Source organism: Pseudomonas sp. LBUM1655 (assembly GCF_059716085.1).
This window is the reverse complement of sequence record NZ_CP166801.1, coordinates 2,211,601-2,223,626: the sequence shown is the minus strand read 5'-3', so window position 1 is coordinate 2,223,626 and position 12,026 is coordinate 2,211,601. Positions and strand designations below refer to the sequence as shown.

Annotated in this window: 14 protein-coding genes and 1 tRNA gene; 7 read left to right on the top strand and 8 right to left on the bottom strand. The window is 54.2% G+C overall.

What is annotated here, in order from left to right:
• Positions 1 to 179: 179 nt before the first annotated feature.
• Positions 180 to 1,342, top strand: a protein-coding gene (locus ACA074_RS09875; protein WP_497677316.1) for an IS3 family transposase whose coding sequence is annotated in 2 segments (ribosomal slippage) — positions 180 to 435 and positions 435 to 1,342 — 1,164 coding nt in all. Because the reading frame shifts where the segments join, the coding sequence is not laid out codon by codon here.
• Here ACA074_RS09875 and ACA074_RS09870 read toward each other — a convergent pair.
• The 3 genes from ACA074_RS09870 to ACA074_RS09860 all read right to left on the bottom strand — a co-directional run bounded on the left by ACA074_RS09870 (position 1,270) and on the right by ACA074_RS09860 (position 2,675).
• Positions 1,270 to 1,791, bottom strand: a complete 522-nt coding sequence (locus tag ACA074_RS09870) for a hypothetical protein (RefSeq protein WP_497678882.1) — start codon at positions 1,789 to 1,791, stop codon at positions 1,270 to 1,272. The two genes, ACA074_RS09875 and ACA074_RS09870, sit on opposite strands and share 73 nt — an antisense overlap.
• A gap of 76 nt (positions 1,792 to 1,867) precedes the next feature.
• On the bottom strand, positions 1,868 to 2,272 hold the full coding sequence (locus ACA074_RS09865; RefSeq protein ID WP_497678881.1) for a DUF6957 family protein: 405 nt from the start codon (positions 2,270 to 2,272) through the stop codon (positions 1,868 to 1,870).
• Positions 2,273 to 2,294: 22 nt separating this feature from the next.
• Positions 2,295 to 2,675 carry a hypothetical protein gene (locus ACA074_RS09860; RefSeq protein ID WP_497678880.1) on the bottom strand — a complete coding sequence of 127 codons (381 nt, stop codon included), beginning with the start codon at positions 2,673 to 2,675 and terminating at the stop codon, positions 2,295 to 2,297.
• A gap of 243 nt (positions 2,676 to 2,918) precedes the next feature.
• Here ACA074_RS09860 and ACA074_RS09855 point away from each other — a divergent pair, with 243 nt between their 5' ends.
• Together ACA074_RS09855 and ACA074_RS09850 are read left to right on the top strand one after the other, a co-directional pair.
• Positions 2,919 to 3,383, top strand: coding sequence for a helix-turn-helix domain-containing protein (locus ACA074_RS09855; protein ID WP_428551952.1), 465 nt, complete (start codon positions 2,919 to 2,921; stop codon positions 3,381 to 3,383).
• A gap of 146 nt (positions 3,384 to 3,529) precedes the next feature.
• Positions 3,530 to 4,906: an AbiJ-related protein gene (locus tag ACA074_RS09850; RefSeq protein ID WP_497678879.1), complete on the top strand. Its 1,377-nt coding sequence runs from the start codon at positions 3,530 to 3,532 to the stop codon at positions 4,904 to 4,906.
• 29 nt (positions 4,907 to 4,935) lie between these two features.
• Here the strand turns inward: ACA074_RS09850 and ACA074_RS09845 are convergent, their stop codons facing one another.
• A complete protein-coding gene (locus ACA074_RS09845; RefSeq protein ID WP_497678878.1) occupies positions 4,936 to 5,988 on the bottom strand; it encodes a DUF3800 domain-containing protein in 1,053 nt (350 codons plus the stop codon).
• 229 nt (positions 5,989 to 6,217) lie between these two features.
• On the opposite strand from ACA074_RS09845, the gene ACA074_RS09840 reads away from it, so the two are divergent.
• A complete protein-coding gene (locus tag ACA074_RS09840) occupies positions 6,218 to 6,964 on the top strand; it encodes a hypothetical protein (protein WP_497678877.1) in 747 nt (248 codons plus the stop codon).
• Positions 6,965 to 7,062: 98 nt separating this feature from the next.
• On the top strand, positions 7,063 to 7,443 hold the full coding sequence (locus tag ACA074_RS09835; RefSeq protein WP_497678876.1) for an endonuclease: 381 nt from the start codon (positions 7,063 to 7,065) through the stop codon (positions 7,441 to 7,443).
• A 54-nt stretch (positions 7,444 to 7,497) separates the two neighbouring features.
• On the opposite strand, the gene ACA074_RS09830 is transcribed toward ACA074_RS09835, so the two are convergent.
• Positions 7,498 to 8,409, bottom strand: coding sequence for a siderophore-interacting protein (locus ACA074_RS09830; RefSeq protein ID WP_497678875.1), 912 nt, complete (start codon positions 8,407 to 8,409; stop codon positions 7,498 to 7,500).
• Positions 8,410 to 8,496: 87 nt separating this feature from the next.
• Positions 8,497 to 8,865, bottom strand: coding sequence for an SPOR domain-containing protein (locus ACA074_RS09825; RefSeq protein WP_497678874.1), 369 nt, complete (start codon positions 8,863 to 8,865; stop codon positions 8,497 to 8,499).
• Positions 8,866 to 9,115: 250 nt separating this feature from the next.
• On the opposite strand from ACA074_RS09825, the gene csrA reads away from it, so the two are divergent.
• Positions 9,116 to 9,310: a carbon storage regulator CsrA gene (gene csrA / locus ACA074_RS09820; protein WP_003179932.1), complete on the top strand. Its 195-nt coding sequence runs from the start codon at positions 9,116 to 9,118 to the stop codon at positions 9,308 to 9,310.
• A gap of 225 nt (positions 9,311 to 9,535) precedes the next feature.
• Here csrA and ACA074_RS09815 read toward each other — a convergent pair whose 3' ends face one another.
• Together ACA074_RS09815 and ACA074_RS09810 are read right to left on the bottom strand one after the other, a co-directional pair.
• A complete protein-coding gene (locus ACA074_RS09815; RefSeq protein WP_489881444.1) occupies positions 9,536 to 9,991 on the bottom strand; it encodes a DUF2214 family protein in 456 nt (151 codons plus the stop codon).
• Positions 9,992 to 10,472: 481 nt separating this feature from the next.
• A tRNA-Val gene (locus tag ACA074_RS09810) sits at positions 10,473 to 10,549 on the bottom strand.
• A 183-nt stretch (positions 10,550 to 10,732) separates the two neighbouring features.
• On the opposite strand from ACA074_RS09810, the gene ACA074_RS09805 reads away from it, so the two are divergent.
• On the top strand, positions 10,733 to 12,016 hold the full coding sequence (locus tag ACA074_RS09805; protein WP_497678873.1) for an NAD(P)/FAD-dependent oxidoreductase: 1,284 nt from the start codon (positions 10,733 to 10,735) through the stop codon (positions 12,014 to 12,016).
• The last annotated feature ends 10 nt before the right edge of the window (positions 12,017 to 12,026 follow it).

Sequence of the window (12,026 nt, the reverse complement as noted above, 5' to 3'; positions counted from 1 at the left end):
CCTTACTGAAGCGCTGAGAAAGTGTCACAGCATCGATCACTGCCCAGCTTTCCGGTTGGCTACTTTTCCGAATAAAGTTGATCGCACATCCAACCATGAACACGCCAGCAGCGACTGTAGTGGTCTAATGAAACCGGACACCCATTTAGGCGAGAATGCTCGCCAGATCGAGGTGTCAGATGACTAAACAACGCCGCTCCTTTACTCCTGAATTCAAGCGCGAGGCTGCTGACCTTGTGCTCAAACAAAACTACAGCTACATCGAAGCCAGCCGTTCGCTCGGCATTGGTGAGTCGGCATTGCGCCGCTGGGTTGACCAGATTCAGAAAGAACATAAAGGCGTCACTCCGCAGAGCAAGGCACTGACTCCGGAACAGCAAAAAATTCAGGAGCTGGAAGCCCGGATTGCTCGGCTTGAGCGAGAGAAATCAATACTAAAAAAGGCTACCGCGCTCTTGATGTCGGAAGATCACGAGCGTTCGCGCTGATTGACCAGTTGAGGGCACATGAGCCGGTTGATTGGCTGTGCAAGGTGTTTGACGTCACTCGCTCGTGTTACTACGCCCAGCGCCTGCGGCGCCGCACGCCGGATGTCGAACGGCTTCGATTGCGTAGTCGCGTAAGTGAGCTGTTCTCGCAAAGTCGCAGCTCTGCGGGCAGTCGCAGCATCCTGTCACTGATGCGTGAAGACGGTGAGCAACTCGGTCGATTCAAAGTGCGTAGCTTGATGCGCGAGCTTGATTTAGTCAGCAAACAACCCGGCTCCCATGCCTACAAACGAGCAACAGTAGAAAGACTGGATATCCCGAACACATTGAATCGCGAGTTCGACGTGCCTGCGCCCAATCAAGTCTGGTGCGGCGATATCACCTACATTTGGGCACAAGGAAAGTGGCATTACCTGGCTGTCGTCCTGGATCTTTGTACGCGTCGGATCGTGGGCTGGGCGCTGTCGGAAAAGCCAGACGCTGAGTTGGTGATCAAAGCGCTGGATATGGCTTACGAGCAGCGTGGCAGGCCTTCGGATCTGCTATTCCACTCGGACCAGGGATCGCAATATGCAAGCCGACTCTTTCGCCAGCGGTTGTGGCGATACCGCATGCGTCAGAGCATGAGTCGACGAGGAAACTGCTGGGATAACGCACCGATGGAGCGCGTATTTCGTAGCTTGAAAACAGAATGGATACCGACCGTGGGCTATCGAACTGCGCAGGAAGCACAGCGCGATATCAGCCACTTTTTGATGCATCGCTACAACTGGATTCGGCCTCACCAGTTCAACGAGGGGTTGGCACCAGCGCGGGCCGAGGAAGAACTTAACGTCGTGTCCGGGATTGGTTGACCACTACAGACTGCTTCCCAAGCCGCGGCCTTAAACGTCGCCGGAACTAGATAACTAGGGTTGACGCTACCCGTTACGAGGTGGATCGGATAAGGTGAAATGAAGCAACCAGCAACGGCCACCGCAATCATCAGGGGTACCGTTGCAACGAGCATTAAAACCGGTACTTTGATCTGGTACTGCTTCGCCGCGACAAGCTTGCCGCTCGAGCCCTTTACTGCGTAGATGATGGCTTTGTTCTCAGTCTTGTCTTTTTTCTTTGTGAAGATGCCGTACAGGGTCACACGCTCCCCCGCCTCGATCTCTTCAAAAATCTTTCCTGGCAGCAAAACATTCGGCAACACCTGCCCATCGATAACGATGCGCGCGGTCACAGTCCCCTGCTCAGTAGCAATCACTCGTGGCTTCTCGATCACTCCAGTGACCTGCCGGCAATCAAATCGAATCAAAACGTGCTCCTGCAATTTTTATAGGCGTAGCCAATCGCACTGCCTGAATGGCAGCGTGGGTGAAGTGTTGAGTCAGTTACGGTCGAAACGAGAAAACGGTACTAAGTGCTGCTGGCTTCCTTACACCATCACCAAGCAATAGGTAGACCGTGCTCTTAGTTTCAAACATGTACGGGTGGTCATGCGAAACTCCGAAATTGGTGCGCACCCAGTGGCCGGGAGAAAAACGTCGGCGGCTGTCCAGGACGACCTCATGGGAATAGACAGCTTTGGGTAGCAGCCCCATTGATGCGAGTCGATCCTGCTCCGCCTGAGTGAGCTGGAGATCAGCGATGATCCATTGCTTCACTAGGCAGAAAGGCTTCCCCGGAAAAGTCTTTTCGGCGAGCCCTATTACTTCTTCTTGCGCGCCATGCCAACCAAGAACGACTTCTCCACTTCCGTAAAAAAACTGAGCAATCTCATCAAGTGTTACTGACATGGCGCCTCCAGTGTTTGAACCATCATGTGCGTGCACTGGTGTAGATATGGCCCGTTCCGGTGATGAACTCGTAGACGGGGTTTTCCTCGGTGCCAGGTTGGATGCGAATTTCAGAGAGAAGCTCCATTGCGTATGACGCCTGCTCGCACTTTGTGGGTGGAAGTATGAGATGGATGTTCGTCACGATCAGGAATTCACCCTGCTCTGCTGCACGCATCATCTGAACGGTTTCCACATCCGTAACTAAGTGAGCAACCGGACTAAAGCCACCATCCTCTAATCCCATTCCCTCAATCAGAAACGAGTACTCGCACCGACTGATATCGACCGATTTCCAGAGCATTCGAATGCTGTCTGGAGTTCTAAATTGCCCCTGCAAATAGCTGCTATTGGTTACAAACACTGCGGATAAACCCTATTTCAAACCCTGCCAAGCTCTGAATAAGCTCAGCGTAAGGCAGTCTTCGATTGACCCTGCTCATGCTTCTGGCAACCGGATAGGGATGCTGCCGAAAGGCACGCGATTCCTTGGCGCTATGCATCCTGTTGAATGGCCATCATAAGCAAATATCCCACCATTAACAATTAGAGATATTTGGTGGGCCAATGCGAGTATGGCTCTATCCTTCATTTTGAGAAACTGAACGTGAAGGAAGAGCTAGCCGTCACGCTGCGCGCCATCCGGCAAATGAAAGGATTGGGTTATGAGGCCCTGGCGGGAACAATCAGCCAGAGCAACCTTAGCTTGCTCGAGCAAGGGAAAATCCAGGCGACGCTACCTACCCTCGTCAAGATCGCCGAAACGCTCGATATCAATCTTCTGACTCTATTGGCGTTGTGCTTGGCGATCCGTGACAAAGAGGCTCCTGAACATTTGATAAAAAATGCGCAGAAAGAGCTTCAAGGCTTCATCGAATCTGGCGGCCTTAAAATCATGGAGGATCAGATTCAAGACGGCGCATTGAAAAAACGATCTCGAGGAACTCGAGCGGATGCTCAGAGGGTCAGTGCAGTTGTTGAACTGAAAAAGCAGGGCCTGACACAAGCCGAAGCTGCACGTGAATTAGGTTTGCCTACATCGACTGTTCAGCGGTATTGGCAAAAGGGGTAGGCCTTCATGGGCAGAATCTTCAGCACGATACACCTCATCCTGCCTGAGTCGTGACCGGGCATAGGCGCTGACAACTGGGCTTGGCTTAACGCTGCGTCTGTAAGTGCTAGCATCGTCCAGAACGACATCAGTCCGAACCCTTGCGCATGCCTCGAACCCAGCAAAACCTCACCAGCCTTAGAGACACCTTCAGTCAGATATTGGGCAACCAGAAAGAGCACTACACGGATACACAAATCCCTGAGCTGCTCTTCTCGTTGGGTCTCGATGATTGCAATGAGTACAGCTCAAAAAGACGCCATCTTGAGAAAGCGGTAGAGGACGCGAATGATGCACAACGGGTGGCTGCAGCTCAGAAAGCCTTGGAACTGATTGGCCTTGAGGTTCACGAACGCGACCAGCTTCAAGAGCTGGTGTGGGACGATGGAACAGCGCCTGTCATCCCCGGTCGCTACCGGCGAGAGCTGGCAGAAAAGCTCAACACCATCGACCTGTACATAGACAGAGTTGCGTTCGAACAGGTGCTCAGCGAGTTCTGGCGAATCGACACAATCTCGTTCGTGGACTTGCTCCGACCAACCCCAACACTCCGCCAGGAAATTGTCCGTCACTACATCGAAAATCCCGATTGGGATGCGGTAACGCTCTTCGACAAGCTCGGTGCATTTAAATCATCACACGCCCGGTTTGGCCGATTCGTCGAAGCCCTGGCGTCGTCGCGGGTGTTGCCCAGCGAACCCGCTCAACGAAAATTTATCGGGATCGTCAACGATATCCTCAAAACATGTGGAGTCCACATTGTCGTAGGAATGGGAGAGGATGCATTCCTGACCGCCTGCTTGGCCTACGTGGGGTCGGGCAAGCAGTCATCACCCAAGAACCTAATCTTCGCTTCCACCACGAAGCCCGACCTGCGTCTGGGCAATGCGCTGGACAATGATATCGAAGTCGTCACCGGCATCGAGGATGTCCTGATTTATGATCGCCCTATCGGGAGTTCCGGGCTCGTATGGCGCGAACTCCAGGCTTGGTATGCCCATACCTATGGCATCGATCAAGACCAGGCCAAAAATCGCCTGTACCAACGCCTGAAAGCCTGCCTGCCAAAATCATCGCCCCCTCAAGCGCTCGCCTTCACCAGCTTCTTCAAAGCCTTCACGACAGCGATTCCGGAGCTTCCGGTCTTGCTGCCCGAGGTCTGGTTTCACTGGGATCCCCTGACGGTCTCACGACGTGGCAAGGAGGCCTTGCTGAGGTCGCGCATGGACTTCCTCCTGTTGCTTCCTGGTGGCGTACGGATTGTCATCGAGGTTGATGGCAAACACCATTACTCCGAGCCTGACGGACGCTCAAGCCCCCGCCTCTACGCCGAGATGATGGCCGCTGACAGGGCTCTGAGGCTTGTGGGGTATGAGGTCTACCGATTTGGTGCTTCCGAGCTCCTGGAGCCCAATGCTGAGGAGGTGCTGATTGGGTTCTATCGCTCGCTGTTTGAGCGGTATTCGCTGTTGCCAGCCCAGTGATTCACTGAGCCCATGAGCAGAAGATCGCGTTACCGGGTCGGTGAAAAATTTTCCGCGAAGTAGTCGATCAACGCCGCAGCCTGCGTCCCCTTCCTGAATTCACGCTGCTCCTCCAAATCCACGGATGGCAGCATGTGGATAATCTGATCATCGCGATACAACTCACCAAGACGCTGGGGATCCAACCCATCAGTGATCCTTCCAGTCATACGCTGCGCGGACTCAATCGTGGCTCCGATGAGAACATCCGCAAGCTGGACGGCTGGACTCGTCTTGGAGTCGACCTGGGTTACCTCGCTGAGCTTCAGCGGATACCGAATACTCGCGAGCGCAGACTGTCGAAATTCAGCCTCATCCGTGTGATCGATCTGACGCTGGAGCAGATCATGGTAGGTCAGCAGATTCTTCGACTGATCATGCTCCACCCTATACGGCCCGTCGCTCATCTGCTCCATCCGAGTGATGAGTGCCAAGAGAACGGGTAATGCCATGTCGGTCGTAACACCCGGCATTGCAATGGCGCCTAGACAATCAGGATCGGCGTGTACCAGAGGCCCCATAGCATCTGCGAGCTTTCTCCAATCGGTCTGCCGGGCGGCGGTAACTAGGTCGGAGAGCGCTCCGGGGCTTTTGAGCTTCATGGCATTTTGAAATGCACATTCCAGATGCTTCATCGCCCCCTCACCCAGCAATCGAGCCCCAGCGTAATACAACACACACGCTAAGGCGTAATTTCGCCCGTCCTTGTAGAAATCGATGTTTCGCTCGTAGTAATGAGGCTCAACCCCATAATCCACAAACTTCAAAAGCAATGCGAAGCGCTTGTCACAAAGGTAGGTAATGCACTTGTGATTAGCCAGCAGATCGCTGATCAGGCCCAAAAGCCTGGGATGGTTGCTCGCACGCTTCGAAAGCGACCGGTACTTCAGCTCAGGTGCCTGAAGCTTAGGGAAATACTCACGAATCAGACGCGCAGCCTCTGCGTCATCGATTCCGATTGCTGCCGCCCCCTGAAAGGGTTGCGCTTCGTTCAGCAGATCGAATCCGGTGTAGCCGCTCTCATCTATTCGAAAGCATTCCATGCAGATCACTCCATATCCCGATGGCTCAGATGAGACCAGATTGTACTATCCATAACCGTCCGTCCACCCAGCCCTGGAGCGCAGCCTCAATCTTGATCAGGCAAGACGGATTGTTGAGTGAAAAGGAAGCGATCGAAGAGAACAGCGAATGTTCTCTTCCCCTAATGACGGCAACCCAGCCAAACCTTGAAAAAGTCGCGGCCACAAACCACCGGAGCAGTATTCACCGATGACCACCCAACCTCAAACTAGCGTAGGTGACATGAAAAAATGCAATTGGGCGTTCCTCGTCAAAGGGCCACGTTCGTCCTTGGAATGCCTGCCATCGGTCAGTCCTTGGTGGTCAATAGAGTTTGTAGCCAACCGCTCAGAATGGGAGGCATTCATACCCGACGATCAACATGAGGCTGATTCAAACCGGCAATTCGACCTAGCCATGCAAGCCATAACCCGAATGAATGGCATTGCCGTAAGCTCTGGCCAACCGGGCTTGATCGAAATGACGCACCATGTCGACTACGACCATGAAAACAACAGGCATGTAGCCATCCCGCTGAGGCTGGTATTCAAAGTCACCAATCTGGGAGGCTTCAGCCCCACAGAACCAGCGGGTATAGACTTCTCCAAGATTCTCCCTGAGAACCTTCAGAGACTGGCAACCCTGATGGATTACTGGGGCCAACCCAATGCCGAGTCTTACGAGGGTTTGTACAAAATTATGGAGTTTATCCAGTCTGTGGACGCAAACATCCTCCAGACAGTCTCGGGCAACGTCCTCAGACAATTGAAACAAACCTGTAACAACTTCCACACTGGCCTATCGGCGCGTCACTCAGATGTGAGAGAGCCGCCTGTGTCCAAACCCATGCCTTTGAGCGAAATCCGTAGGATTGTTCGAAGCTTCACCGAGCTTTACATCGGGTCGATTAGCCCTCCTTCTGCGCCTGAACAGCGCCACACCAAAGCCCAAGATTAAGACCGTTTGTCGGGAGCCTAGCAATGCCTAGATGTCAACGTTGACAAGATTTTTAAAGGCATCACACCAAACGGAGATCAGCTAGTAGGCTGATCTATATGGACATTTCTAGGATCAATGAGACAAGTCAACAAATCGTCACATTCGATATCATTGTCAACGGCGACCGCAGTAACTTCAGCTACGGCTGGCTGCCGGTGCAATCCGGTCAGTACGGCTCGTGCCTGACCCAAGTCGACTTCAAGGCCAAGAAGGTCATGCCTCGCCCTTCGATTCGCGGCATGATCGCCCGCACCTATTTCTACATGAGCAAGCAGTACGGCTTGCGTTTGTCGAAACAGGATCGGCAATTGTATGAGGCGTGGGATAAGACCTACCCGGTGCAAGAGTGGGAACGCCAGCGCAATCAAAGCGTGGCGTGCGTGATGGGACGCGGCAATGAATTTGTCGGCCCGGTGAACATGAAAGCCTGCGGCTGATTGCAACGCAAAAAAGAAAGGCCTCGAACGTTATGTTCGAGGCCTTTTTTGTGGCTAGCTGCCAGACTTGTTGTAGCGCCAATACCCCATCAGGTTGAGCGACTCGCGAGGGATACCGCATTCCTTGATCAGGTATCTGCGCAAGCTCATCACCGCCGCAGACTCTCCAGCAACCCAACCGTAAAATCCTTCGGGAGCCGTCTCGGCAATTTCCCAGAGAATGTCCTTGTCGATGTCGACATCGGCCAACTCGACTGCACGCCCTGCTGCCGACCTATGAATGGGCAGCTTTGCCTCACGCACCGCCTCAACCATCAATGCTCCAGTGACCGTTTCACCCGTTTGATCGCGGATTAACCACTGCACCGACAGCCCCGGCCAATGAGGAACGGCAAGCATGTCCTGTGCGCTATCGACTTCGAAAAATGCCTGGACTTGCGGCGGCTCGGCGAGCACTGCCAACTCATCCAGAATACCCATGGCAGCCGGCAGCGCCGTCGCGTCGGCGACGAGCAAAACCAGCTTGAGGACTTGCGGCGGTTTCCATTCAAATCCTCCGGCATCCTGCGCCGAGAAATGGCTGTCGGGAGCGAGGATCTGCATCGACTCACCGGGTTGCGCTCGAAGCGCCCAGCGAGATGCCGGCCCAGTCTCGCCGTGCAGGACGAAATCGATATCCACTTCACCCTGTGAGGCGCGCAAATGGCGAATGGTGTAAGTGCGCATCGCCGGACGTCGATCCGCCAGCATCGCCCGGAAGCGAGCGTACCAGCCTTCGCTCTGGGAAAGCCTGGATTGCGAACCGTCGGCGGCAGGAAAAAACAGCTTCACCCGTTGATCCGGCGCCCAAGTAGCCATTTCATTGACTGGCGGGCCGCTGAGCGTGATCCGCATCATGTGCGGGGTCAACTGCGTTTTACGATGCAGGATGACATCGAATAATTTGTAGGGATTGGCGGAGGCCATGCGGAGCTCCTTCTGGAAATCATCGGCGACTTCAAAAGGAACGAATCGCGTTTGACAACCTTTAGGCAGCTCCGCCGAATGGATCGTTTACGGCGTGAGCGGATGTTCAACCAGCACCGATTCAACATTCTGCTTTTTGGCCTTCACCAATGCTGCATCAACTTGCACCTTTCGAGCTTCTGCCTCGGCCTGGGAATTGAACGGACCAATCAGAATCCGCGTCTTGCCGCTACTGTCCTTGATGACTGTCGGAACGAAAGCATGTTCGATCAACCAGCCACTCAGGTCACTGACTGCCTGAGGGGTTTCGCCGCGCACTTCCAGATCCCACTGTGGAGCAGAGACCACCGCTGGAGCACTCACCACCGCCGCTTTCGGCTTCTGCACGTCTACACTCTTGCCTTCACCACATCCTGCCAATGCCAGTGTTGCGACCATCCAGACCAATTTGCGCACAACGCTTTCCTCGGAAATCTCAAAGCGGCGATCTTATCATTCATAAATACTTCGCGAGCCCCGCAAAATGGGCACAAAACAACGAGATTGATGATTGCAGCCTCTGTATAGTTACGCCCTGGGAATTAATGCCGCATCTGCGCGTCAGAAAGAGGCACCCAAACCATGAGACTTCGCACTAATCTATACGTACCACCGACCTCTGCACTGTCTGAATCAGGTGCCCTACAAAGCAATCAAGGAGAAGACCATGCTGATACTCACCCGCAAAGTCGGTGAAAGCATAAATATTGGTGATGACATTACTATCACTATCCTGGGCGTTAGCGGCCAGCAAGTACGAATTGGCATCAATGCCCCGAAGAACGTTGCGGTGCACCGTGAAGAGATTTACCAGCGCATTCAGGCTGGCCTGACCGCTCCGGACAAGCCACAAACTCCCTGAAACGCCTCGCAGTCAGTAGCCAGTTCGTTTGCCTCGTGTAATGACTGGCTAAAGATTCACGCGCCGTATCGCCATCTGCTCCCCACTCTGCTGGGCACGGCGCCTGACACGCGAATCCCCTTCCGATTCATTGCTGTACCCCATCCCAGTTGCCGCCCGATACTACCCGCCATTCCCGAGGCTGGCTGTCGGACGTTTCCGATAGAGCGCAGGGAATTTGCTCTGCTAAGCGAATGTCACGCCACGCGCCATACCTGTGGCGGCTACCACCATGAGCACCAGCAGCAATGCCTCGACATGACTGATTCGTGCGTACAGCTTTGCACGTCCGGTATCGAACGCCGCACCCCGCGCTGACGCAATCCGCCATTTGACCAACGTGATCATCGGCGCAAGCTCTATCAACAGAATAAGCACAAACAACGTCATCTTCAGATGGAACAGTGGCTGATGAAGATAATAGTCAGTGCCCTTTTCATATCCGCCAAACGCCCGCATCCCACCCGTCACAAGCAGAATCAACGCAGAAACGCCCCATAGATTATCGGCAAGCAAAACCCGCCCGGCCTCCCCCGTGCCGGCCGCCAAGCGACTGAACGCCGCTCCGCGCGTCAGCACGGCCCAAAAGCCCAAGGCAAAAGCCAGTAGATGAATAGCCGCTAGAAACCAGTGAACCAGCATCGACACACTCCTTTGGAAAGGGTTGGAATTCGGCCAGTCAGTAGTAGTTGAAAAAGTACGGATTTGCCCGCGCAGGATCGCAGGAACAAAGAGAAGCACTGCGAAAGCCAAATCGCAGGCAAAAAAAATCCCAAGCAGCTGATGGAAGCTTGGGATTTAAAAATGCATAAACCGTGGTGGTAAACGCGGGGCGGATGTTACTGAATTCCACGATCGGTAACAACGATTTTTTGATAACCGGTTGGTTCGTAACATCCGTAAGCCATTAAATATCAACACTATTTAATGGTCGAAAAAGTCGACCCGTTGAAATTTTCAGTTCCGAGCGATCTACATCGAAAAACAGCGGTACTCGCCCAAACCAATACATCAGAAGGGAGCGAAACGAAGAGCTTTGAAAGAGATTTAAAATCGCAGACAACAAAAAAGGGCCCACCTTTCGGTGAGCCCTTCCAGACCGCCCAGCAGAGCGGATTTTGTTTGGTAGGCGCGATTGGACTCGAACCAACGACCCCCACCATGTCAAGGTGGTGCTCTAACCAACTGAGCTACGTGCCTGCTGTGAGGCGGCATTCTACGGAATTCCGGAGGGGTGTCAACACCTTTTTTTCACCTAACCCTATGAATATGCAAAATATTTAATTTCTGGCCAGAGAAGAAGATTTTCCGGTGGCTGGCGGAGGTTTTTCAACTCGGGTAGGATCGGCGCACTCGTAAAATATATTAAACAGAGGCAGCAGGATGGCGAATACCCTTTACCCAGAGTCTTATTACGCCGCGTCGGCCAATGCCGTACCGCCACGTCCAGCCTTGCAGGATGATGTGGAGACCGACGTCTGCGTGATTGGCGCCGGGTATACCGGGCTGTCCTCCGCCCTGTTCCTGCTGGAGAACGGTTTTCGCGTGACCGTACTGGAAGCGGCCAAGGTCGGTTTCGGCGCGTCGGGCCGTAATGGTGGCCAGATCGTCAACAGCTACAGCCGCGACATCGACGTGATCGAGCGTACCGTTGGCCCTAAACAGGCGCAACTACTCGGGCAGATGGCTTTTGAGGGCGGGCGGATCATTCGCGAACGCGTGGCCAAGTACAACATTCAGTGCGATCTGAAGGATGGGGGCGTGTTTGCCGCACTGACAGCAAAACAAATGGGCCATCTGGAATCGCAGAAACGCCTGTGGGAGCGTTTCGGCCACACGCAATTAGAGTTGCTGGATCAGCGCCGTATTCGCGAAGTGGTCGCCTGCGATCAATACGTCGGCGGGATGCTCGACATGAGCGGTGGCCACATACATCCACTGAACCTGGCGCTCGGCGAAGCGGCCGCCGTTGAATCCCTCGGCGGCACTGTCTATGAACAATCGCCCGCCGTGCGCATCGAGCGCGGCGCAAACCCGGTCGTGCATACACCGCAAGGCAAGGTCAGAGCAAAATTCATCATCGTCGCCGGCAACGCCTACCTCGGCAATCTGGTGCCGGAGCTGGCAGCCAAATCCATGCCGTGCGGCACCCAGGTGATTACCACGGAGCCGCTGGGTGATGAACTGGCAAAGACCTTGCTGCCTCAGGACTACTGCGTCGAGGACTGCAACTACTTGCTCGATTATTACCGCCTGACGGGCGACAAGCGCCTGATCTTCGGCGGCGGCGTGGTTTATGGCGCACGGGATCCGGCCAACATCGAAGCAATCATCCGCCCGAAAATGCTCAAAGCCTTTCCGCAGCTCAAGGACGTGAAGATCGACTACGCCTGGACAGGAAATTTCCTGCTGACGCTGTCGCGTTTGCCTCAGGTTGGGCGCTTGGGTGACAACATCTATTACTCGCAAGGCTGCAGCGGCCATGGTGTGACTTATACGCATCTGGCCGGCAAGGTGTTGGCCGAGGCATTGCGTGGTCAGGCCGAGCGTTTTGATGCGTTCGCTGATCTGCCGCACTACCCGTTCCCGGGTGGACAAATGTTGCGCACACCGTTTGCAGCGCTAGGCGCTTGGTATTACGGACTGCGCGACAAGTTTGGAATGTAAAAGAAGGCCG